Source organism: Arthrobacter sp. SLBN-100 (assembly GCF_006715305.1).
In the GTDB taxonomy this organism is placed as follows: Bacteria; Actinomycetota; Actinomycetes; order Actinomycetales; family Micrococcaceae; genus Arthrobacter.
Window position 1 is genome coordinate 4367452 of the sequence record NZ_VFMY01000001.1, and the last position, 23120, is coordinate 4390571.

Sequence of the window (23120 nt, forward strand, 5' to 3'; positions counted from 1 at the left end):
GCCGCCTAGTGGTTCCTGCTCAAGCCTGCCACGGGAGCGTTCCGGCCGGTGCCGGCCGAAGCCCTGGCCCCGGTATCGGTCGGCGTCTGCGTGACAGGCAACCGGGACAGGATGCCGCGGAGGACGCTGTGCGCGTTTTCCCCTGCGCCCGCCGCTTTCCGCTCAAGGATGATCCGGTGCGCCAGGACAGCTTCGGCAACGTCCACGACATCGTCCGGCAGGACAAAGTCGCGGCCGTCCAACGCCGCAGCGGCCTTCGCGGCGCGCAGCAGCTGCAGCATCGACCGTGGGCTGGCACCAAGGCGAAGCAGCGGGCTTTCCCGGGTGGCCCGGCCCACCGATACGGTGTATTCCTTGACCGCCTGCGAGACATAGACCTGCTGGACGGTGGCGATCATGGCGGCCACGTCAGCTGTGGTCACCACCGGGGTGACGTTGGCCAGCGGTGAGGCCGACTGGTGGGTCTCCAGCATTTCGATCTCGGACTCCTTGTCCGGGTAGCCCATGGAGATCCGCGCCATGAAGCGGTCCCGCTGGGCCTCAGGCAAGGGATACGTTCCCTCCATCTCGATGGGATTCTGCGTTGCCACCACCATGAACGGCTCGTCCAGCCGGTAGGAACGGCCGTCCACCGTCACCTGGTGCTCCTCCATGCACTCAAGCAGCGCCGACTGGGTCTTCGCTGACGCCCGGTTGATCTCGTCGCCGATGACGATGTTCGCGAAGACCGCGCCGGGCCGGAACTCGAAAAGCCTGGAGGACTGGTTGTAGATGGACACCCCCGTGACATCGGAGGGGAGCAGGTCCGGGGTGAACTGGATCCGGTTGACAGTACAGTCGATGGTCCGGGCGAGCGTCTTTGCCAGGAGCGTCTTGCCCACGCCCGGGACATCCTCCAGGAGCAGGTGGCCCTGGGCGAGCAGGACCGTCAATGCGAGCTTCGCGGCGTCCGATTTCCCGTCAATCACCGTATTAACCGTTGTCAGGATCCGCTGGCTTGCCTCGTGGAAGGAGATGGCATCCATGGCAGCGGGCCGGTGGCCGTTCAGGTGGCTCAAGGGCTCTGCGACTCCGGCAAGATTGCGGTTCACAGCGCTCACATCGCTGGCAGTGCGTCGGTGGGATTCCATCGGCAACCTTTCAGCCCGGGGTTCTCCCGGACGGGACAGCTGGCCCTGCCTTCGCCCGTCGGTGGGCGTCCGCATGTGTTCATACCAGACTACTGACTCAACTGCCGCAGCAGACAGAGAGTTCCAACAAATAGGGGGCCACACTGTCGGTTTAGGCTTGATGGATGTTCAATCCGCTGATCCCCGCCGCTTACCGTGCTCCTGTTGCCGGCGGTACCCCGGAATCCGGTGGTTCCCGGCAGCGGGATTTCCCCCCGGCTCCTGAGCCCTTGCCGGTGCCTGTCATGGACAACCACACCCACCTTGATTTTCCGGATGGGGAGGCGCCAGTGGGGATCAAGGACGCGCTGGACGCTGCTGCGGCGGTGGGTGTCCAGGGTGCCGTGCAGGTGGGCTGCGACCTGGAATCATCCCGGTTCACGGTCCAGGCGGTGGACCTGGATGAACGGCTGCTGGGGGCAGTGGCGCTTCACCCCAACGATGCTCCGCGTTACGCCGCACGCGGCCAGCTGGAAGAGGCGCTGGCAGAAATCGAGCAACTGGCTGCCCATCCCCGGATCCGTGCCATCGGCGAAACAGGGCTTGATTTCTTCCGGACCGAGGGGGAAGGCCTGGCCCACCAGCGGTACTCCTTCCGCCGCCATATTGACATCGCCAAGCGGCTGGACCTGACGCTGCAGATTCACGACCGTGATGCGCACAGTGACGTGGTGCAGGTACTGAAGGAGGAAGGGGCCCCGGACCGGGTGGTTTTCCACTGCTTTTCCGGGGACGAGGAACTGGCGGCGACGTGCAACCGGGAAGGCTGGTGGATGTCCTTTGCCGGCACGTTGACGTTCAGGAACGCGGCCAACCTCCGGGCTGCGCTCGCCGTCGCGGACCCCGGGCTCCTCCTGGTGGAAACGGATGCTCCCTTCCTGACTCCGCATCCCCACCGGGGACGGCCCAACGCGAGCTACATGGTTCCTTACACCGTCCGCGCCATGGCTGAATTGACAAACCGCGACCTGGCCGCGCTTTGTGCTGGAATCAGCCAAAACACCGTGCGTGCCTACGGGAAATGGGATTAAGAACATATAGCGTGCTCACTGGCAAAACACATACCTGGTATGCGGATTTGTTGGCGGGTTTATAACGCTACGGTTACAGTGGAAAACTATTAGCCGGGGTCGGGGAAGGCCACCGGGTAAGTTCACTCCTTTTGCAGCAGGATCTGCCGGCTTGTTCCGGCCTGCCCGCGGCAAGGAAGTGTGGCGGCGCGACGATGCCCGGACTACCCCTCATGGAGGAAAGTGCCGGGCATTTCACTGCGCTCTCCCCGTGCCCGGACGGAGCTAAAGTTACGGGCAATCGTGGTCAAGTTCTTCACAACGGACGGCAAGTTCAGCTTTATCAAGGTGGGAACCCAGCTTCTGGTGCTTTGCGCGCTGGTGGTGGGGCTCGTGGCCTTCGTGGGCAATAACAAAACCATCACGCTGAACGTTGATGGCAAGGTAACTTCCGTTCAAACCTTCGGTGGCACAGTGGGGGAGGTCGTCAAAAGCGCCAATCTCGAACTGAAGCCGGCGGACCGGGTCTCCCCGGCCATCGACTCCACCGTCCGGAACGGCACGGTCATCAACGTGAACCAGGCCAAGGAAGTCAAAGTCAGCCTTGACGGCTCCGAAAAAACGGTGAACACCACCGCCCAGGACGTTGAAGGTCTGGTGACCGAACTCGGTGTCGCAAGCGCGTCGTCGGTTTCCGTCCCCAAGGACGCCCAGCTCTCAGTGGCAGGATCCTTCGTTTCCATTTCCACCCCCAAGTCCGTGAGCATCGTTGCCGACGGCAAGGTGCAGACGGCCACCACCACTGCCGCCACCGTGGGCAAGGTCCTGGAAGATGCCAATCTGACCCTCGGAGCCAATGACAGGTCCTCCCAGCCCGCCAATGCCAACGTGGTCAACAACATGGTGATCAAGATCTCCCGTGTTGACACCGGCCAGACCGCGGTGACCACCGAGGAAGTCCCCTTCAAGACTGAAACGGTCGAAAGCGCTGAGCTTTTGAAGGGTGAAAAAGAAGTCACCCAGGCCGGTTCCGCAGGCAAGGTGGAGCGGACCTTCAAGCTGGTACTCGTCGACGGCCGCGAAGCGTCCCGCACCCTGGTCACCGAATCCGTTACCGCGCAGCCCGTGACCGAGAAGATCACGGTGGGAACCAAAGCCAAGCCGGTGGCCCAGGCCGCTCCCGCAGCCAGTGCCGGTGCCAACAGCGGTGCCGCGGCTCCAGCCATGATGAACGAGGCCATGTGGGACAAGATCGCCCAGTGTGAATCAACCGGAAACTGGTCCATCAACAGCGGCAACGGCTACTACGGCGGCCTCCAGTTCGACATCCAGACCTGGATCGGATCAGGCGGCGGCGCGTACGCCCCGAACGCCAGCCTCGCCACCAAGGCCCAGCAGATCGACATCGCCAACCGAGTCTACGCCCAGCGCGGCCTGCAGCCCTGGGGCTGCGGCTGGGCTGCCAGCAGCTGACGCCAGGCGCAACTGCACCACAGCGCACGGCGCAAAGGCACCACAGCGCACGGCACAACTGCGCCGGACCGCACGGCGGCCGGGTCCGGATCTTCCGGGCCCGGCCCCGGCATTTAAACGCCGAATCGTCCGGCGGGCCGGCCTTGGCGCGCGGGATAGGATACCTAGGTGACTGAACCCATCCCCGCCGCGCCCGCACCGCTGTTTGGTGCCTCCGACATACGCCGGCTGGCGGAAGAGATCGGTATCCGGCCCACCAAGACCCTGGGCCAGAACTTCGTGATCGACGGCAACACCATTCGCAGGATCGTGGCGGCGGCCGGTGTTGGACCGGACGAAACAGTGCTTGAGGTGGGCCCCGGCCTCGGGTCGCTCACCCTCGGCCTGCTGGACGCCGCGGCCGCGGTGGTGGCAGTGGAAATCGACCCCGTACTGGCCGCGAAGCTCCCGGAAACGGTCAAGGAATGGCGCCCCGCCGCCGTCGGAGGCTTCCACCTGGTCCAGGCCGACGCCATGAAGGTCACAGCACTCCCCGTCCGGCCCACCGCGTTGGTGGCCAACCTGCCCTACAACGTGGCCGTGCCCGTTGTGCTGCACCTCCTCCAGCATTTCCCCAGCCTTCAACACGGTCTGGTGATGGTTCAGGATGAGGTAGCTGACCGGCTGGCGGCTGCACCGGGGTCCAAAATTTACGGCGTGCCCTCAGTGAAGGCCGCTTGGTACAGCAGTATGCGCAAAGCCGGCGTAGTCGGCATGAATGTCTTCTGGCCGGCACCCAAGATCCACTCCGGGCTTGTGTCCTTCACCCGCCATGAGCCGCCGGCCACCACCGCCACCCGCGAGCAGGTTTTCGCCGTGGTGGACGCCGCCTTCGCGCAGCGCCGCAAGACCCTGCGGGCAGCCCTTGCCGGCTGGGCGGGCAGCGCCCCGGAGGCGGAACGATGCCTGGTGGCTGCCGGCGTGGACCCCACGGCGCGTGGTGAAGTGATTGACATTGCGGCCTTTGCGAGGATCGCCGAAGCACGCGAGGCCCGCCCGTGAACGCCCTCCCGGGACGGTTCGCCGCCAGGACCGTACGGGCCAAGGCGCCGGGCAAGGTCAACGTCTCCCTGGACGTCGGACCGCTCCGGGCCGATGGCTACCATTCGGTGGCCAGCGTCTACCTCGCTGTGTCCCTATACGAGGAGGTGGCGGCTACAAGCACCGAAACGCCGGGGATCACCGTCAGCCTCAGCCCGGACAGCACGCTGGATCTGGACGCCGTCGACATTCCCCTGGACCAAAACAACCTGGCCTACAAGGCGGCAGCCATCATGGCGGACGTCTCCGAGCGCACAACAGGTGTCCACCTGGAGATCACCAAGCGTGTGCCCGTAGCAGGCGGCATGGGCGGCGGGTCGGCGGACGCCGCCGCAACGCTACTGGCCTGCGACGCACTCTGGAACAGCGGCCTCTCGCGGGAGGAACTCGCCCACCTGGCTGCCGAGCTCGGCGCCGACGTCCCTTTCTCCCTGCTGGGCGGAACCGCCGTCGGCCTGGGGCTGGGCGACGAACTTTCCCCGGCCCTTGCCAAGGCGCAGACCGACTGGGTCCTGGTCACGGCGGACTACGGCCTTCCCACGCCGGAGGTGTACAGGACGTTGGACAGGTTGCGGGCCGCGGAAGGCATCGAAGGTGCCGAGCCCACCGGCGTGGACCCGCAGATCCTTACCGCCCTCCGCAGCGGGGAGGCAGAAGCGCTCAGCCGCGTCCTGGTCAACGACCTCCAGCGGGCAGCCATCGAGCTGGCGCCTTCATTGCGCGATACGCTGGGAATCGGTGAATCGCATGGTGCCGTTGCAGGGATCGTCTCAGGCTCCGGCCCCACTGTGGCGCTGTTGGCCGATGATCCCGTTGCCGCAGAAGGCCTGGCGGAGAAAATGCGGCGCTACGGCCTGACGGCCCTCGCCGTCCACGGCCCCGTTCCCGGGGCGCGCATCATCTCCGACACCCTCCTGTAAGACGTACATTTCCCAGCAGCAGAAAGCAGTTCCCTTTGGCACACCTTCTTGGCGGCGAAAACCTCACCGTCTCCTACGCAACCCGCACCGTCCTGGACGGCATTACCCTCGGGCTTGAGGAGGGTGACCGGATTGGCATGGTGGGCCGGAACGGCGACGGAAAGTCCACCCTGATGCGCCTGCTGGCGCTGCGTTCCACACCCGACTCCGGCAGGGTCACCAAGCGCGGCGATGTGAATGTGGGGTACCTGGACCAAAGCGACGTGCTCGACGGCGACTTGACAGTGGGTGCCGCGATCGTGGGGGACCAGGCGGATTACGAATGGGCGCGGAACCCGCAGATCCGCGAGATCATGGGCGGGCTAGTGTCCGACGTCGATTGGCACGCGAACGTCCACGCCCTGTCGGGCGGGCAGAAGCGGCGTGTGGCACTGGCCAAGCTCCTGATTGAGGACCACGACGTCATCATGCTGGACGAGCCCACCAACCACCTGGACGTGGAGGGTGTGGCCTGGCTGTCCCGGCACTTGAAAACCCGTTGGCGTGCCAACCAGGGCGCCTTCCTGGTGGTCACCCACGACCGCTGGTTCCTTGATGAAGTCTGCAACAAAACCTGGGAAGTCCACGACGGCATCGTGGATCCCTTCGAAGGCGGCTACGCGGCCTATGTCCTGGCCCGCGCTGAGCGGGACCGGATGGCGTCCGTGGTGGAAGGCAAGCGCCAGCAGCTGGTCAAAAAGGAACTCGCCTGGCTGCGCCGCGGCGCCCCCGCCCGCACCGCGAAGCCGAAGTTCCGGATCGAGGCGGCGAACGCCCTCATCGCCGACGTTCCCGAGCCCCGGGATTCCATGGCCCTGAGCAAGATGGCCACGGCCCGCCAGGGCAAGGACGTGCTGGACCTGGAGAACGTTTCCCTGGACTTCCAAGGCAGCGACGACGGCCGGAAGCTCTTCGACAACATCACCCTCCGGCTGGCCCCGGGCGAACGGCTGGGGCTGGTGGGCGTCAATGGTGCCGGCAAGACCACCCTCCTGAAGCTCCTCAACGGTGAAATCACCCCCGACGCCGGCAAGGTCAAACGCGGCAAAACGGTGGTGACCGCGGTGCTCACCCAGGAGGTCAAGGAGCTCGACGACGTCTCCGACCTGCGCGTCATCGAGGTCATCGAGCGGGAGAAGCGGTCCTTCAACGTCGGCGGCAAGGAATTCAGCGCGGGCCAGCTGGTGGAGCAGCTTGGGTTCACCAACGAAAAACAGTGGACCCCGGTCAGGGACCTCTCCGGCGGTGAGCGGCGCCGCCTCCAGCTGCTGCGGCTGCTCGTGGGGGAGCCCAACGTGCTGATGCTCGACGAGCCCACCAATGACCTGGACACAGATACCCTCGCAGCCGTGGAGGATGTGCTGGACGGCTGGCCCGGCACGCTGGTGGTCGTCAGCCACGACCGGTACCTGCTGGAGCGCGTCACGGACCACCAGATGGCACTGCTCGGCGACGGCAAGATCCGCGGCCTGCCCGGCGGCGTGGACCAGTACCTCGAACTGCGCGAGTCCGCCCTGGCCGGATCAACCATCACGGGCGGCGGCAACCCGGTCACCAGTGGTGGCTCCGGCGCCGCAGCCACGGCTCCCGCCGGCCCCTCCGAAGCCGAGAAACGGGACGCCCGCAAGGCCAAGAACCGCATCGAGCGCCAGCTCAAGAAGCTCGATCAACAGGAGAAGAAACTCCACGACGACATGGTCAAGAGCACGGAGAAGTCCGACTTCGACGCGCTCGCCGGACAAAACAAGCAGCTCAAGGACCTGGCCGACGAAAAGGACGCCCTCGAACTTGAGTGGCTGGAAGCCTCCGAAGTCCTCGGCGAATAGCTCTCTTCGAGTGCGGCCTGAGTGCGGCTTGGATGCCGCTCCGGCGAGCAACGTCGCCTCACGCCGTGGACCAGCGGGCATGGCCGACCGGAACCTTCGGCAGTCGGGGGCCCCCGCAACTCCACCAACGGAAGCTCGGCAAGAGCGGTGCGGGGGGCCTTCGCGTAGGAGCGCATCGCGGGCCATCGGGCCCATAAGGTCGCCCAGCGACCGTTGGAGCCCCGATGCGTCGTAAGCGTCGTCCCGAGGGCCCCGACGCGAGCTTGCGAGTGTTGGGAAGGGACTTACGCGCTAAGCGACGGCGAAGGTCTCCTGTGCCGCGAAGGTAACCACTTGCGCCGCGAAGGTGAGCAGAGGACAGGTGTCCCGCTCGCGACCGGACCACTAGCCCTCGGACTTGAGTTCCGGGTCCTTCTTCAGGCCGGTCAGGCCGTTCCAGGCGAGGTTTACCAGGTGTGCCGCGACAGTGTGTTTGTCGGGCTGGCGGGCGTCCTGCCACCATTGGCCGGTCATGGCCACCATGCCGACAAGCATCTGCGCGTACATGGCGCCGTCCTGGGCGCTGAAGCCGCGGCGGTCGAACTCGTCGGAGAGGATGTGCTCCACCTTGGCGGTGACGTGGGACAGCAGGGTGGAGAAGGCGCCTTCGGGTTGGGACGGCGGGGCGTCCCGCATGAGGATCCGGAACCCCTCAGTGCGGTCCTCGATGTAGGTGAGCAGGGCAAGGGCGGCACGCTCCACGAGGACGCGCGGCTTCGCCTCCTCGGTGAGGGCGGCATTGATGGCATCCAGGAGGATCCGGAACTCGAAGTCCACCACCTGGGTGTACAGCCCCTCCTTGGATCCGAAGTGTTCGTAAATCACTGGTTTCGACACGCCGGCGCACGCTGCGATTTCCTCGATGGTGGTGCCGTCAAGTCCGCGGACTGCGAAAAGACCACGTCCGACGCCGATCAGCTGGCTCCGACGCTGAAGGCCGGTCATCCGTGTCCGCGGAGGGTTGCTGCTCACATTTCCATCATGCCCTACCCTTCCCGGCGGAATTGCGCGGGGAAGGCAGAGGAGTGGCCCGGGAACGGGGCATCAGTCCGGGAGCAAAGCCCCGTGTCGCGCGGCGCCCCGAACCCGTGGCAAAATAGGGACTTGTGCCCGGGGCTTACGCCGTCGGCACGGTCCGCTCTGGTGTAATGGCAGCACCCCGGCCTTTGGAGCCGTGGAGTATAGGTTCGAATCCTATGGGCGGAACTGCTGTGCCAGGAGCGTTCAGTAGCGTGACAATCGGTGCCCCGCCGGCCTGGAGCCTGGCGGGCACCGCATGTGCCAGCGAAACCAAAGCAAGGAGAGCCCGTACGTGATCCCCGAGAAAACCGGCCCGGCCGCAGTCATCGTTCTGGCGGCAGGCGCCGGTACCCGGATGAAATCGCGTACCCCCAAGATCCTGCATGAGATCGGCGGCAGGTCCATGGTGGGCCACGCCCTCCTGGCCGCCCGCAGCATCAGCCCCCGCCAGCTCGCCGTGGTGGTCCGCCACGAACGCGACTTGGTGGCACGCCACCTCGCGGACGTCGATCCGGCCGCGGTGATTGTGGACCAGGACGACATCCCCGGCACCGGGCGTGCAGTGGAGGTGGCCCTCCAGGCCCTCGACGCGGAGCAGAACCTCACCGGAACCGTTGTGGTGACCTACGGCGACGTGCCGCTCCTCTCCGGCGGCCTGTTGGCCGAGCTCGTGGCCACCCACGAACGGGACGCCAACGCAGTCACCGTCCTCACGGCGGTCCTCGACGACGCCACCGGCTACGGCCGGATCCTCCGCGGCGACGACGGCACCGTCACCGCCATCCGCGAACACAAGGACGCCTCCGACGCCGAGCGCCTCATCCGCGAAGTCAACTCCGGCATCTACGCCTTCGACGCGGCCGTTCTCCGCGACGCGCTGGCCCACGTCACCACCGACAACTCGCAGGGCGAAAAGTACCTTACCGACGTGCTGTCACTGGCCCGGCGGGCAGGCGGCCGCGTGGCCGCCGTCGTCACCGCCGACCGCTGGCAGGTGGAGGGCGCGAATGACCGCGTCCAGCTCGCCGCCCTCGGCGCTGAACTGAACCGCCGCATCGTGGAAGCGTGGATGCGTGCCGGCGTCACGGTGGTGGACCCGTCCACCACGTGGATCGATGCGTCCGTGACCCTCGACGAGGACGTTCGGCTCCTGCCCAACACGCAGTTGCACGGCGCCACGAGCGTGGCGCGGGACGCCGTCGTGGGTCCCGATACCACCCTGACCGACGTCACGGTGGGTGAGGGTGCCAAGGTGGTCCGGACCCATGGTTCCGGTGCGGTCATCGGTCCGGACGCCGCCGTCGGGCCCTATACGTACCTGCGGCCTGGCACCGTCCTGGGCGAAAGCGGCAAGATCGGCGCGTTCTACGAAACAAAGAACGTCACCATCGGCCGCGGTTCCAAGCTGTCCCACCTCGGCTATGCCGGTGACGCCGAAATCGGCGAGGACACCAACATCGGCTGCGGAAACATCACGGCCAATTACGACGGCGAGAAGAAGCACCGCACGGTCATCGGCTCCGGCGTCAGGACAGGCTCCAATACAGTCTTCGTTGCCCCGGTCACCGTGGGGGACGGCGCCTACAGCGGCGCCGGCGCGGTGATCCGTAAGAACGTCCCGGCGGGTGCGCTCGTGGTGACGGTTGCAGCGCAGCGCAACACCGAGGGCTGGGTGGCGGCAAACCGCCCCGGAACGCGCTCGGCCGAACTGGCCCAGGCAGCCACCACAGATTCCTCAAGTACCCCGGCATCTACAGAAGAGGGCAAGTAATAATGAGCGAAATTACGGCGCGCGGCGAAAAGAAGCTGGTGCTGGCCACCGGCCGTGCCCACCCGGAGCTGGCCCGGGAGATCGCCAAGGAACTGGGTACTGAGCTGCTCCCGGTGGACGCTTACGACTTCGCCAACGGTGAGATCTACGTGCGCGCCGGCGAGAGCGTCCGCGGAACCGACGCCTTCGTCATCCAGGCGCACCCGGCCCCGTTGAACAACTGGCTGATGGAACAGCTGATCATGATCGACTCGCTGAAGCGGGCCTCCGCCAAGCGCATCACCGTTGTTTCGCCCTTCTACCCTTACGCCCGCCAGGACAAAAAGGGCCGTGGCCGCGAGCCCATCTCGGCCCGCCTGGTGGCAGACCTTTACAAGACCGCCGGTGCGGACCGCATCATGAGCGTGGACCTGCACACCTCCCAGATCCAGGGCTTCTTCGACGGCCCCGTGGACCACCTGATGGCCATCCCGCTGCTGGCCGACTACATCCGGACCCGCGTTGATGCGGAGAACATCACGGTGGTTTCGCCGGACACCGGCCGGGTCCGCGTCGCCGAACAATGGGCGGAACGCCTCGGCGGCGCCCCGCTGGCGTTCGTGCACAAGAGCCGTGACCTGACCGTTCCCAACCAGGCCGTTTCCAAGACTGTGGTGGGCCAGATCGAAGGCCGCACCTGCGTCCTGATCGACGACATGATTGACACCGGCGGAACCATCTCCGGCGCCGTTAACGTGCTGAAGAACGCCGGGGCCAAGGATGTCATCATCGCGGCCACGCACGCAGTCTTCTCCGAGCCGGCGGCCCAGCGGCTCTCGGAGTCCGGCGCCCGTGAGGTAGTGGTAACAAACACCCTCCCGCTCTCCTCGGCGCAGCGCTTCCCGCAACTGACGGTGCTGTCCATCGCGCCGCTGATCGCACGCGCCGTCCGCGAAGTGTTCGACGACGGCTCCGTCACCAGCCTTTTCGACGGCAAAGCCTAGCGGGTCCGGTGGTTGAGCTTGCCGGCCCCATCTATGGTTTCGACAAGCTCAACCACCGGAGCCGTTTTCAGGAATCGGGTCCGGCGCTGGTAGACTCTTCAGCGATACCTTGGCGAGGGAGAGCCCCGGTAACCGCCAGGCGCGGGCACCGGACTGCAGTCTCCGTTATCGACTGGGTCTGAATCTCCCTTCGAAGTGGGCCGTCTCCGGGCGGCCTGGCGGTGAAGGTCGCAACAGACCTCCGCCCTTGCTGAACACCGTTTAGTTTTCAAGGAGATATCCATGTCTGAGCAGAAGCTTGCAGCAGAAGTACGCACCGAATTCGGCAAGGGCTACGCCCGCCGCGCCCGGATGAACAACCAGATCCCCGCGGTCATCTACGGCCACGGCGCAGAGCCCATCCACATCACGCTGCCCGCCAAGGCAACCACCCTGGCCGTCCGCACCGCCAACGCCCTGCTGTCCCTGGACATCAACGGTGAAGGCCACCTGGCACTCGTAAAGGACGTCCAGCGCGACCCCATCAAGCAGATCATCGAGCACATCGACCTGCTGACGGTCCGCCAGGGCGAAAAGGTCACCGTTGACATTCCGGTTCACATTGTTGGCGAACTTGCTCCCGGCAACGTCTTCAACCAGGAACTGACCGTCATCTCGCTTGAGGCAGAGGCAACCCACCTGCCCACCGCCGTCGAGGTAAACATCGAGGGCCGCACCGCCGGCCAGCACATCCACGCTTCGGACCTGGTCCTGCCCAAGGGTGCCGTCCTGCTGGCCGACGCTGACGCGCTCGTGGTGAACATCTCCGAGGCCACCGAAGCCGGCGAAGAAGGCGCAGAAGAAGCTGCCGGCGCCGCTTCCGAGGCTGCAGCCGAGTAATTTCGCTTCACATAGTGCCAGTGGCCGGATCCCCATGGGGTCCGGCCACTGGCATGTGTGCCGCCCGCAGCCGCGCCGCCACCGGAAACCGCCCACCTTAGGATTGACTCATGACTGACACCTGGCTGATTGTTGGCCTCGGAAACCCCGGACCGCAGTACCACGGAAACAGGCATAACGTCGGGCAAATGGTCCTCGACGAACTGGCTGGCCGAATGGGAGCGGGATTCAAGACACACAAGGCGCGTGCCCAGGTGGTCGAAGGGCGGCTTGGCATCGGTGGCCCCCGGGTGGTGCTGGCCAAACCCATGAGCTACATGAACGTCTCCGGCGGCCCCGTCTCGGCCCTGGCCAACTTCTACGGCATCGTACCGGACCAGGTGGTGGCCGTACACGATGAAATCGACATCCCCTTCAACACCGTAAAGCTCAAGCTGGGCGGGGGAGAAGGCGGCCACAACGGGCTGCGGGATATTTCCAAGGCGCTCGGCACCAAGGACTACCTCCGTGTCCGGGTGGGCGTTGGGCGGCCGCCGGGACGGATGGACACGGCAGACTTCGTGCTGCGTGATTTCGGTACCGCCGAGCTCAAGGAGCTGCCCTTCCTGCTGGATGAGGCGGCCGATGCAGTGGAGTTGCTGGTGCGGGACGGGCTGCTGGCGGCGCAGCAGAAGTTCCATCCTGCGAAGTCTGAGCGATAGCAACATAAAAACTTAAAGTCGCCCGAATCTGTTTCCTTGTCTGCACGACGATGTACTCTGTCTCCAAGGCGGGGGAGCAATGGGGCTACATCCCGCTACCAGGGGACGTAGGGGATAAGTTCATGTCAATCGAGCCACTCAGCTGGGGACGTGGGTCAACACCTCAGGGCGCTGGGCTGCAGACCGAAACCTCCGGGACACCAGGGGGGCAACGGTGGTCTGCTCCTGCCCGCAGCGCAAACCTTGAGGCCGTCCGGGCGGCGCTGACCACCGACGATTCCCTGGGCGTTGTTATCACCGGCGGCCGCGGGGTGGGGAAATCATCACTTGCCCGGGCTGCAGTGGCGGATCTTGGCCCCGACGCGTGGTCGCTTCAACTGCGGAGCGGCTCCACCGGCGCCAACACACCCTACGGTTGCCTCTCCTTCCTGCTGGCCCGCCTGCCGCAGGCGTACATGGGTTCACCTACAGCCATCCTGCGGGGGATCACCTCGCTGATCCGGAGCGACGCCGCCGGACGGCCCTGCATCATCACCCTTGATACGTCCGGGACCATCGACGACATGAGCGCCGGGGTGCTCCTGAACGTGCTCCTGACGGGCACCGCCAGGATCATCGCGATCGCACCAAAGATCAGCGACCTTCCCGCCGACTTCCACTGGCTGCTCACGGACCGGCGCCTGACCGAGGTCCGGCTCAGCAACCTCAATGAGCTGCAAACACGCCAGGTGCTGTTGTCCCTGCTGGGCCACCGGGTCTCCGCCTCTTTGGTCAACACCTACCACAACATGGTGGGCGGCAACCCGCTGCTGCTGAAGGCTCTGGTAACCGAACAGAAGCTCTCGGGTAACCTCGTCCTGTCCGACTCCGTCTGGACCCTTCGCGACAAGGTGGTGCTCGACGGCGCTGCCAGCCTTGATGACATTGTCCGCTCCCGCTGGTCCAGGGAGACGCCGGAAACCCGGGACGTCATCGAAATGATCTCCTGCGCGCGGCGGGTGGAACTGTCGCGGCTTACAGCCATCTACAGTGCCGACGTCGTGGCGGACATGGAGGACGGGGGCCTGCTGGAGATCGACGACTCCGACCACCGCTGGGTGTCCTTGCGGGAGAAATACATCGGCGATGTTGTGCGCTCCTGGCTGAGCATTGCCCGGAGGCGTGAGTTACGGAGCGTCCTCCTCGGAGGGACGGAACCGGAGCCGGCCGAGATGACGGTCGAGGAGCTGATGGCCTTCGCCGCCTGGACCCATGAATGCGAGGCCGAGCTCAGCCCCGCACTGGCCCTCGCTGCCGCCGAAGCTGCAGTGCAGCTCTTTGACCCCCGCTCCGCCCTGGCCTACGCGGACATGCTCAAGAGGACAGACCCGGAGTGGGTTCCGGCCCAGCGGCACAAGGCCGCCGCATACCTTCAGCTGGACCTGCCCGTCCAGGCCTTGGCTGCCCTGGATGACATCTCGCAGCCCGAACTGGACAGCGTGGGAGTCGAAGAGTACGCACACGTCATGGCGGCCAAGGCGCGGGTGATGCTGTGCCTGCCGGAGCAGGCAGGCAAGGTTCCGGCCCTTCTTGCCGAGGCCCGGGAAAGGCTGGATGCGGCGCGGAGCGAGGCCGCCTGGCCGCACCCGGCTGCAGCCGCCGCAAATCGGGTAGCACTGAGCGGGTTCGAATACCGTGCCTTCGCCGGTGACTATGCCGCCATGATTCCGGAGCTTAAAGCAGCAGCGGATCCCGCCCTCAATCCGGACACCTCCTACCGGATGCAGGCTTCCGTCATCCTGATGACGGCACTGTCCCTGACTGGGCGGGAAATGGACGCGCTGAGCCTGATGCGGCGGCTTGGCGGACAGATCACGGACGCATCGCACGTGGTGGGCCTGCGCGAGCAGTTCACCCGGGAGGCCTTCGTGGTGCTGCTAACGGCGGGACAGTGGCGGCGCTGTATTGACCTTGTGGGACCTCACATCGGCGGGGAATCAGACCGCATGTCTTACCGGAGCGCCGCGTCTGAACTGGCCGCCGGTCTGGCCTACGTCTATTCCGGCCGTGGTGGCGCTGCCCTGGACCCGTTGATTTCGGCTGTGGCCCAGCTCGAGCTCCAGCCCGGCCAGAGCGCCCTTCGCTCGGCGTATGCCGCAACGGCCCTGGCGTATGCCCAGACGGGGAACGCCCCCCAGGCGCGCAAGTATCTTGGCAAACTGCAAAGGACTTCCGGCACATCCGGTTTTTCCGCCGAGAACATCATTGAATTCTGCGCCCAGGTTGCCGGACGTTGGCTGGGTGACTCCGAATCCGTTGCCGGGCTGAAGCAGTCAGCCCAACGGAACGTCAACGCAGGGATTTACACCATGGCCGGGATCAGCCTGCTCGCCGGCACGGTCAATGGCAGCGACTCGGACTTCCGCCTCCTGGAGGACATCGCCGGGCACCGGCAGGGCCCTTTGGCAGAGGTCTCCCGCCTCATTGCCGTAGGCAGCAGGACCAAGGATGCCAAAACCCTCCTCGCAGCCGGCGAACTGGCGGCCACGCTGGAGCTGGACGCGGTAGAGGCCCGCTGCATGGCGTTGGCCGTGGACTTCGCCAGGCAGGACGGGGATGCGGTTTCAGCCCGGACCGCCCAGGCCCGGCTGGACATCCTGGCGGCAACCGTGGAAAATCTTCCCATCGTGCCCAGCAGCGGCAGCCCGCTGCTCACCGCGCGGGAGCGCCAGATCGCGCGGCTCGCCGGCCGGGGAGCCTCAAACCGTGATATCGCCCTGGAAATGGGTGTATCAGTCCGCACAGTTGAAGGCCATTTGTACCAGGTCTTCACGAAGCTCGGCGTAACTTCCAGGGGTGATCTGACTGGACTCGTCTAATGGCCACAAACCTGCCACGCCCCACCGCGCCCTCACGGGGCGGCGGGAGCCCCTGGAACGGATCTGCAATATTGTCCGGAACGGCACCAGCCACGCCATTTTCCTCATGGCAGGGCCCGGCATCGGAAAAACGTCCCTGACGGAGGCGATCGCCGAGCGTCTCGCCGGGCAGCTGAACATCCTGCAGATTCACGGCAGCTCCGCCCTCGCGGCCGTGCCCTTCGGCGTCCTTACCCCCTATACGGGAGACCTCACCGCTGAAGAGTCGGTCTCGCCGGTAGCGGTTCTGCGTTCAATGTGGACCTACTTCGAAAAGCTCAAGGCAGGCAGCGGCGCCCCAGTCCTGCTGGTGGTGGATGACGCGCATCATCTGGACGAAGCCTCCGCCGGCGTAGTGGCGGACCTCATCTCTGCCGGTTGGGCAACGGTGGTGGCTGCAGCCAGGCCCCGGCCCGGCCTCCCACAGCCGCTGGACCAGCTCTGGTACGACGGCCTTGCCGAACGGGTGGACCTGCGGCCGCTGAACCGGGAACAGATCGAAGAGGTCCTGGCCCATGTCCTTGACGGGACGGTCCCGCCGGTTACGGTTGACTCCATCTGGCACGCATCCGGCGGTAACCCGCGGATCCTGGACGCACTGCTGCACGATGCTGCCGAAACAGGAGTCCTGGCCAAGCGGAACGGCATCTGGGTACTGCTTGGCCCCCTGCCGGCCGACGGCCCCCAGCTTACGGCCGTGGTGACCAAGGACCACCTCCGGAGGGGACCGGAGGAACAGGAGGCCCTGAAGCTCATCGCCCTGGCGGGGCCGGTGGGCCGAAAGGTGATCGAGGACATCAGCGGGGCCTCCGTGGTCCGGTCCCTCCTTGACCAGCAGATGGTTTCCGAGAGCTCCGGTGTTCCCGCCGAGCTCTCCATATGGAACGCTCTCTTCGCCAAAGCAATCAGGAACACCCTGTCAGTGTCCCGGAGCCTGCAACTGCTGGAAAGGATCCGCGCCCATCAGGACGCCGCTGCCCTGCGCGGCGAGGGCATGCTTCGCTCCGTTGAGTGGGCCTTTGAGGTTGGCCTGCGGATCCCTGACCACGAGATGCTTCATGCCGCCCGCGAAGCGTTGCGGCGGTTCCGCAACGACAGCGCCCGCACCCTAGCAGCCAAAGTACGGGATCCCGCACTGGTGCCCCTGGCCCAAGCCCTCCAGGCCCGGGCCCTCTATAACGAGGGCGTGTACGGGCCGGCTGCCGACCTGCTTGACGCCTGCTGGCGGAAGCTGTCCGATACTCCCGAGGGTCCCGCCGTCGTCCTGCTCCGGACGGCCGCCCACCAGGCGAAGGGAGCACCGCTCAGGGCCTTGGCCGAGGACATGCGCGAACACGTCCAACAGCCGGTTGACGGGGACCCGTTCGCGCCGGATCAGCTCCTGCGCGTCCTGCGCGTCCTGCGCCTCCTGGAGCTGGGCGCGGAAGTGGACGCCGAAGCGCTGGCCGCGGAGGTCAGGGAGATCAGGAGCACCACCTCGGCGGATGCGGGAGGCGAACCGGTCAGGGCCTTGGGGGAGGCGCTCCTGGCACACGCCCTGGCTGCTGCCGGCCGTGCCTCCGAGGGCCTGGACTCGGCGCTCCTGGCCGCTTCCGAGTTGCCTCCGCTGGAAGACAGCCTGTTCTTCTACACGGAGTTTGTGCTGGGCCGGCTGGTGACCGACTACCTTGCCATGGGGGAATGGGAATCGGCCGAGCGCGAACTCAACAATTACGCCGCCAGGCACTCTCCGGGGGCCGCCACCTTCAACGGCAGCCTCCAAGTACTGCGCGGGTACTCACTCCTGCGGCAGGGCCGGATGGAGCGTGCGTACCAGGTGCTGCTGCCGGCCGTGGAGGCACTCCGGCTGAACGACCCGCTGCAGCTGTTCCGCTTGGGTTCAGCCCTGGGTTTTTATGTTGCGGCAAGGCTGGGGGACACGGCCCAGGCGCAGCGCCTGGAACAGGACTACAGCGACGCTGCGGCAGGGGGCCCCGCCCACGAACTGCTCGCCGCGTCCTACAAAGCCGCTGCCGCCGAATACCTGTCCCGGGACGGCAAGAACCTCGCCGCGCTGCATACGCTCGCCACTACGGCCGAGGCCACTGCGAGGGCCGGAACACTGCTCGAACTCCTGGCCATCTGCTGGGATCTGGGCGACCCTTCGGTCATTCCGATGGTGCAGACGGTCGCCCGGACGGTGGAGGGCCGGTGGGCGGAGGCGATGCTGACCCTGGCCACCCGGTGGGAAGAGGCTGACGGGGATGCCTTGATGGAAACGGCCTCCGCACTGGAGGAAGCGGGGTTCGTGAACCTGGCACGGGAGGCCTACGCCCGCGCCAGCACCCTCCTGGAGCAGGCCGGGGAACGCCGGCGCTCCCGGCAGGCCGTGGCCCTGCGCGAAAAATGCGACCACGAACTGGGAGAAAGGTTCCGGGAAGGCCGTTTTATTGCCGCGGCTCCCGCCGTCCACCTCACCCGGCGTGAACAGGACATTGTGGGACTGGCCGTACAGGGCCTCACGGACCGTGAAATCGCCCAGCGGCTCATGGTGTCTGTGCGAACGGTGGAGGGCCACCTGTACCGCACGTACGTCAAGCTCGGCGTGCGGAGCCGGGATGAGCTGGAGTCAGCCCTGCCCAAGTAGGCCTTCACCATGGAAACCGCCCCGGTTGGCTTCCCTGCAGGGGCCGGTGTGGCCTGCCCGTGATCTCTGTCCGCATGCCCCGCGGCGCTCTCGACGTGATTCCCGAAGCCTTCCGGGAATCAGGGCCCCACAGGTAGTCCCACGCAGGGGAATTCGAGTACACCCTACTCGTGTGCAGGATGGCGCCGGAGTATTTACTTATGGAAGCAAAGCAAACGGCACGAAAGAAGCCGCAGCTGCGAGAACAAAATCAAGGCCTTGTATCCAACAAACTTCCGGTCCCTCGGGGCCGGGCGTGGACGGGGCCGGCGACGTCAGAGTCTTCTGAGACCGAGACTCTCCCCCCAGCCGTCGCCGGCCCTCCATTCCGCGGGCTGAAGCCCGGAGCGACTGTGGCGGCTGCCCCTCCGGGCGGCCGCCACAGTCGTGCTGTGGGACAATTGAGTGTCATCCGTTGGCATTTCAAGGAGTTTGTTTTGGCCGTAGTATCAACGCCAGCCACACTGGAACGCGCCTTGCCGGTCATGGACAACGCCGAAGTGCAGCGCATCCGCAACGACTTCCCGGTCCTGGACCAACTGGTCAACGGACGCCCGCTGATCTACCTGGATTCCGGAGCGACGTCGCAGAATCCGCTCAGCGTCATCGAAGCCGAGCAGGAATTCTACGAGCAGCGCAACGCGGCGGTGCACCGCGGCGCCCACCACCTTGCAGTCGAGGCCACCGAAGCTTTCGAGGACGCCCGGCAGACGCTGGCCGGCTTCGTTGGCGCCGACTACTCCGAGCTCATCTGGACTTCCAACGCCACCGAAGGCTTGAACCTCCTCAGTTACGCCCTGTCCAATGCCGGGTTGTGGGCTGCGCAGGGCCGGGGCGACGGCCGGCTCAAGGAGCTCGCCCTGAATCCGGGTGACGAAATCGTGGTGACCGAGATGGAACACCACGCCAACCTCATACCCTGGCAGGAACTCGCCTTCCGCACCGGGGCAACCCTGCGGTACATCCCCGTCGACGACGACGGCAGCCTCCGCATGGACGTGGCCCGCGACACCGTGAACAGCCGGACAAAAGTCCTGGCCTTCACGCACGCCTCCAACGTCCTGGGCACCATCAACCCCGTCCGTGAACTCGCAGCCCTGGGCCGGCAAGCCGGAGCCCTGGTGGTACTTGACGCCTGCCAGTCCGCCCCGCACATGCCGCTGAACGTCAAAGAGCTGGATGTGGACTTTGCGGTGTTCTCCGGGCACAAAATGCTCGCACCCACCGGAATCGGGGTGCTCTACGGGAAGCAGGACATCCTGGATATCCTGCCGCCATTCCTGACGGGCGGTTCCATGATCACTACGGTGACCATGGAGCGGGCCGAGTACCTCCCGGCACCCCAGCGCTTCGAAGCCGGAACCCAGCGGATCTCCCAGGCGGTGGCGCTGGCCGCGGCAGTGAACTACCTGACGGAAACGGGGCTGGACCGGATCCACCAGTGGGAGGCTGAGCTCGGCCAGCGGATGGTCACCGGCCTGGAGTCCCTTCCCGGCATCCGGGTCCTGGGGCCTGCGGCGGGGCAGGACCGCATAGGGCTCGCCGCATTCGACGTTGACGGCGTGCACGCCCATGACGTGGGGCAGTTCCTTGACTCGCGGGGGATTGCCGTGCGCGTCGGCCACCACTGCGCCCAGCCGCTGCACCGCCGGCTGGGGCTGACGGCCACCACCAGGGCAAGCGCCTACCTTTACAACACCACCGACGACGTGGACCAGTTCCTGGATGCCGTCGCCGGCGTGCGCGCCTACTTCCGCGCCTAAGCCACCACACACCCTGAAGGTAAAACCATGAGCCTCGACCAGCTGTACCAGCAGATCATCCTCGACCACTCCAAAGCCCGCCACGGCAGCGGCCTGGCCGCCACCGAGGCACCCGGCGGCGCCACGACCGGCCAATCGCACCAGCTCAACCCGGTCTGCGGCGACGAAGTGACCCTGCGCCTGGCAGTCACTGACGGAAAAGTGGCACAGGTTGCCTGGGACGGCGCGGGCTGCTCCATTTCCATGGCGTCCGCCTCAGTCCTGACAGACCTGGCAGAGGGCATGACAGTAACCGAACTTCACGAGGTGATTGACAGCTTCCGCGAGGTCCTGAGGTCGCGGGGAAAGATCCACGCGGACCCTGAACTGCTGGGCGACGCAGCAGCCTTTGAGGGAGTGGCCCGGTACGCGGCACGGGTCAAGTGCGCCATGATTTCCTGGGTTGCCGCCGAGGACGCGCTCAACCAGGCTGCCTAGCAACCAAACCGCCTGGGCGCCAGCCTGCCTGGCGGCATAAAAGGCTCCGGCCCTCCTCCCCAGCGGGACGAGGGCCGGAGCCTTTTTGAGCAGGGGGCCTAGCCGGCCAGCCCCAGAATACCAATCACCGCCGTGGCTGCGCCGAGCACCATCGAGATGCTGACCAGCACCACGTGGACGGTGAGGAACCTGGTGGCCTTGCCGGCGGCGTCCCGGGCGCGCGGATCCTTCATGACCCGGCGCAGGAACTGCGGCCAGACCACCAGCGACCAGATACCGGCAACAATCAGGACGAGCGCGGCAAAGACAGGCAGTTCCACGCGGCTAGTGGCTTTCCAGCCAGGCCTGTGCCTGCTTGGCCTGCAGGTTCAGGGCCTTGGCAACCATCGGCTCGGCGGCGTCGGCGATTTTCCCGCCCAGGAACGGCACCGAAGACTTCACGGCACCTTCAAGCTCAACGCGGGTGCCGCCGTCGGCAGCAACGAGCCGCTGTACCGCGGTGACGTCGACGGGGGCGCCGGCAATCTTCAGCGAAATGCTGCTCTGCCGGGAACCGTCCGCGGCGGGGGCATCCCAGTTCTCCACCTGGGTCACTTTCAGGTGCTCGCCCACGAACTTGCGTGCGATTTCCGGCAGGCGGGTGGTGGGCAGGGTCCGCACGGAGGTGGCGCTGAAGGCGCCGGCAACATCGCCGTCGACGGTGAAGGATTCAAGGCTGCCGCCTACGAGCTGGCTGACGTGGCGCTGGAAATCCTCGTTCACCAGGACAGCTGCAACGCTGGGGACGGAGTGCGGAAGGGTGGTGGTTGCGCTCAGGGCCAATGGGTCCTCCTGGGACGTGGGGGTCGGATTAGGCTCCAAACATCCTACGGGGTCCGGGCGCCGGGCTCCGCATCCACCAGCTTCCGCGCCGCCCCGGTGATGTTCCTGGCCATGGCCGGGAAGATCAGGCTGTGGAACGGCAGGACCCCCAGCCAGTACAGCCGCCCGCTCAGCCCTTTGGGGAAGAAAATGGCCCGCTGCCGGTACCGGCTGCCGGTCCCGTCCGGCTCAACGGACAGCTCCAGCCAGGCACGTCCCGGGGCCCGCATCTCGGCGCGCAGCCGCAGCAGTTTTCCGTGCTCGATCCGTTCCACCCGCCACCAGTCCACCACTTCACCAGTGGCCAGCGTGTGCGGATGCCGGCGTCCCCGCAGCAGCCCCGCCCCGCCCGTCAGCTTGTCCAGCCAGCCCCGCACCTGCCAGGCCAGCGGCAGCGAGTACCAGCCGTTCCGCCCGCCGATGCCCTCGATGACCGTCCACACCCGGGCCGGATCGACGTCGCCATGAAAGGTGCGTTCGTCGATGTACACCTTGTGCCCCGCCCAGTCCGGGTCACTCGGCAGGGGATCGGCGGCAGCACCGGCGCTGGCCCACGTGGTCTCCACCTGGCCCTCGCGTTCCTTCCCGAGGGCCAGGGCGACGGCGGTGCGGTAGGGGGTCAGGCCGCCGTCGGGCTGCGGGATGTACTGGTCGATGTCTTGCTCGTTGGACACGGCATCGTGCTGCAGGGACTGGACCAGCGGCACAGCCATGGACAGCGGGATGGGGGTGGTCAGGGCAACCCATAGCCCGGCCAGCTTGGGTGCCGGAACGGGCAGTGCCAGCACCGGCCGGTACGGCAGGCCGGCTTCCGCGGCGTACTCCTGCATCATGCCGGCGTACGTGAGGACCTGGCGGCAGCCGACGTCGAAGGTACGGTTGAGCGGGCCGTCCAGTGACGCCGCGGCGACGAGGTAGTACAGGACATCGCGCACCGCGATGGCCTCGATGCGGTTCCGGACCCAACTGGGCGCCGGCATCAGCGGCAGCGTTTCGGCGAGGTGGCGGATCATCTCGAAGGACGCCGAACCCGAGCCAATGACCACCCCGGCCTGGAAGACGATGGCATCCACCGGGCTGTCGAGGAACACCTGGCCGACAGCCTCGCGGGAGCGCATGTGGGTGGAAAGCGCCACGCCCTGGGGGTGGAGCCCGCCCAGGTAGACGATCCTGGCCACGCCGGCGGCGGCCGCGGCGTCGGCAGCCGTCCGGGCCATGGCCCGCTCCTTGGCTTCAAAGCCGGCCCCGGCGGCCATGGAGTGCACCAGGTAGTAGAAAACCTCGACGCCGGCCAGCGCCGCCTGCAACGCCCCGCCGTCGTCCAGGCTGCTTTCCACCACCTCCACCTGGTCCCGCCAGGGGACGCCCGCGATCTTGCCGGGAGAGCGCACCAGGACTTTGACGCTGTGCCCCTCATCCAGGAGCCTGGGCACCAGGCGGCCACCGATGTAGCCGGTGGCGCCGGTCACCAGGACAGTTTTGGCTGAATCCCGGGTCCTGCTGGTTCCGCTCATGCTGTTCCCTTTCGTCGGTGTCCCTTGTCCGGG

18 protein-coding genes and 1 tRNA gene are annotated in these 23120 nt (G+C 66.3%); 14 read left to right on the plus strand and 5 right to left on the minus strand.

Features of this window, described 5'->3' with window-relative positions; translation table 11 throughout:
- Nucleotides 1–5: 5 nt before the first annotated feature.
- A complete protein-coding gene (locus FBY31_RS20160) occupies nt 6–1130 on the minus strand; it encodes an AAA family ATPase (RefSeq protein ID WP_142044537.1) in 1125 nt (374 codons plus the stop codon).
- Between the two features lie 164 nt (nt 1131–1294).
- On the opposite strand from FBY31_RS20160, the gene FBY31_RS20165 reads away from it, so the two are divergent.
- From FBY31_RS20165 to FBY31_RS20185, 5 genes are all read left to right on the plus strand, one after another.
- Nucleotides 1295–2200: a TatD family hydrolase gene (locus FBY31_RS20165; RefSeq protein ID WP_142044539.1), complete on the plus strand. Its 906-nt coding sequence runs from the start codon at nt 1295–1297 to the stop codon at nt 2198–2200.
- A 282-nt stretch (nt 2201–2482) separates the two neighbouring features.
- Nucleotides 2483–3652: a resuscitation-promoting factor gene (locus FBY31_RS20170; RefSeq protein ID WP_142045596.1), complete on the plus strand. Its 1170-nt coding sequence runs from the start codon at nt 2483–2485 to the stop codon at nt 3650–3652.
- A 168-nt stretch (nt 3653–3820) separates the two neighbouring features.
- On the plus strand, nt 3821–4693 hold the full coding sequence (gene rsmA / locus FBY31_RS20175; RefSeq protein ID WP_142044541.1) for a 16S rRNA (adenine(1518)-N(6)/adenine(1519)-N(6))-dimethyltransferase RsmA: 873 nt from the start codon (nt 3821–3823) through the stop codon (nt 4691–4693).
- Entirely contained in the window at nt 4690–5652 is a 963-nt protein-coding gene (locus FBY31_RS20180; protein WP_142044543.1) for a 4-(cytidine 5'-diphospho)-2-C-methyl-D-erythritol kinase, read from the plus strand. Before rsmA ends, FBY31_RS20180 begins: the two co-directional genes overlap by 4 nt.
- A 35-nt stretch (nt 5653–5687) precedes the next feature.
- Entirely contained in the window at nt 5688–7517 is a 1830-nt protein-coding gene (locus FBY31_RS20185) for an ABC-F family ATP-binding cassette domain-containing protein (RefSeq protein ID WP_142044545.1), read from the plus strand.
- 384 nt (nt 7518–7901) lie between these two features.
- Here the strand turns inward: FBY31_RS20185 and FBY31_RS20190 are convergent, their stop codons facing one another.
- Nucleotides 7902–8528, minus strand: coding sequence for a TetR/AcrR family transcriptional regulator (locus FBY31_RS20190; protein WP_142044547.1), 627 nt, complete (start codon nt 8526–8528; stop codon nt 7902–7904).
- A 162-nt stretch (nt 8529–8690) separates the two neighbouring features.
- Between FBY31_RS20190 and FBY31_RS20195 the strand changes: the two genes are divergently transcribed.
- The 9 genes from FBY31_RS20195 to sufU all read left to right on the plus strand — a co-directional run bounded on the left by FBY31_RS20195 (nt 8691) and on the right by sufU (nt 20712).
- Nucleotides 8691–8762: transfer RNA gene (locus FBY31_RS20195), tRNA-Gln, on the plus strand.
- 106 nt (nt 8763–8868) lie between these two features.
- Nucleotides 8869–10347 carry a bifunctional UDP-N-acetylglucosamine diphosphorylase/glucosamine-1-phosphate N-acetyltransferase GlmU gene (gene glmU, locus FBY31_RS20200; RefSeq protein WP_142044549.1) on the plus strand — a complete coding sequence of 493 codons (1479 nt, stop codon included), beginning with the start codon at nt 8869–8871 and terminating at the stop codon, nt 10345–10347.
- 2 nt (nt 10348–10349) lie between these two features.
- Nucleotides 10350–11330 carry a ribose-phosphate diphosphokinase gene (locus tag FBY31_RS20205; protein WP_050055844.1) on the plus strand — a complete coding sequence of 327 codons (981 nt, stop codon included), beginning with the start codon at nt 10350–10352 and terminating at the stop codon, nt 11328–11330.
- A 282-nt stretch (nt 11331–11612) separates the two neighbouring features.
- Nucleotides 11613–12209 carry a 50S ribosomal protein L25/general stress protein Ctc gene (locus tag FBY31_RS20210; protein ID WP_142044551.1) on the plus strand — a complete coding sequence of 199 codons (597 nt, stop codon included), beginning with the start codon at nt 11613–11615 and terminating at the stop codon, nt 12207–12209.
- Nucleotides 12210–12319: 110 nt separating this feature from the next.
- A complete protein-coding gene (gene pth, locus FBY31_RS20215) occupies nt 12320–12910 on the plus strand; it encodes an aminoacyl-tRNA hydrolase (RefSeq protein WP_142044552.1) in 591 nt (196 codons plus the stop codon).
- 122 nt (nt 12911–13032) lie between these two features.
- Nucleotides 13033–15768: a helix-turn-helix transcriptional regulator gene (locus FBY31_RS20220; protein WP_142044555.1), complete on the plus strand. Its 2736-nt coding sequence runs from the start codon at nt 13033–13035 to the stop codon at nt 15766–15768.
- Nucleotides 15769–15820: 52 nt separating this feature from the next.
- Nucleotides 15821–18433 carry a LuxR C-terminal-related transcriptional regulator gene (locus tag FBY31_RS20225; protein WP_442858220.1) on the plus strand — a complete coding sequence of 871 codons (2613 nt, stop codon included), beginning with the start codon at nt 15821–15823 and terminating at the stop codon, nt 18431–18433.
- A 476-nt stretch (nt 18434–18909) separates the two neighbouring features.
- Nucleotides 18910–20235: a cysteine desulfurase gene (locus FBY31_RS20230; RefSeq protein WP_142044559.1), complete on the plus strand. Its 1326-nt coding sequence runs from the start codon at nt 18910–18912 to the stop codon at nt 20233–20235.
- A gap of 27 nt (nt 20236–20262) precedes the next feature.
- Nucleotides 20263–20712, plus strand: a complete 450-nt coding sequence (sufU, locus tag FBY31_RS20235) for a Fe-S cluster assembly sulfur transfer protein SufU (RefSeq protein WP_142044561.1) — start codon at nt 20263–20265, stop codon at nt 20710–20712.
- A gap of 98 nt (nt 20713–20810) precedes the next feature.
- Here sufU and FBY31_RS20240 read toward each other — a convergent pair whose 3' ends face one another.
- The 3 genes from FBY31_RS20240 to FBY31_RS20250 are packed head-to-tail and all read right to left on the minus strand — an operon-like array spanning nt 20811 to nt 23087.
- Nucleotides 20811–21032, minus strand: a complete 222-nt coding sequence (locus FBY31_RS20240) for an SCO4848 family membrane protein (RefSeq protein ID WP_142044563.1) — start codon at nt 21030–21032, stop codon at nt 20811–20813.
- A 4-nt stretch (nt 21033–21036) separates the two neighbouring features.
- On the minus strand, nt 21037–21534 hold the full coding sequence (locus tag FBY31_RS20245) for a DUF2505 domain-containing protein (RefSeq protein WP_142044565.1): 498 nt from the start codon (nt 21532–21534) through the stop codon (nt 21037–21039).
- Nucleotides 21535–21578: 44 nt separating this feature from the next.
- The gene (locus FBY31_RS20250; RefSeq protein WP_142044567.1) at nt 21579–23087 is read right to left on the minus strand and encodes an SDR family oxidoreductase; all 1509 of its coding nucleotides are present in this window, start codon (nt 23085–23087) and stop codon (nt 21579–21581) included.
- Between the last annotated feature and the right edge of the window lie 33 nt (nt 23088–23120).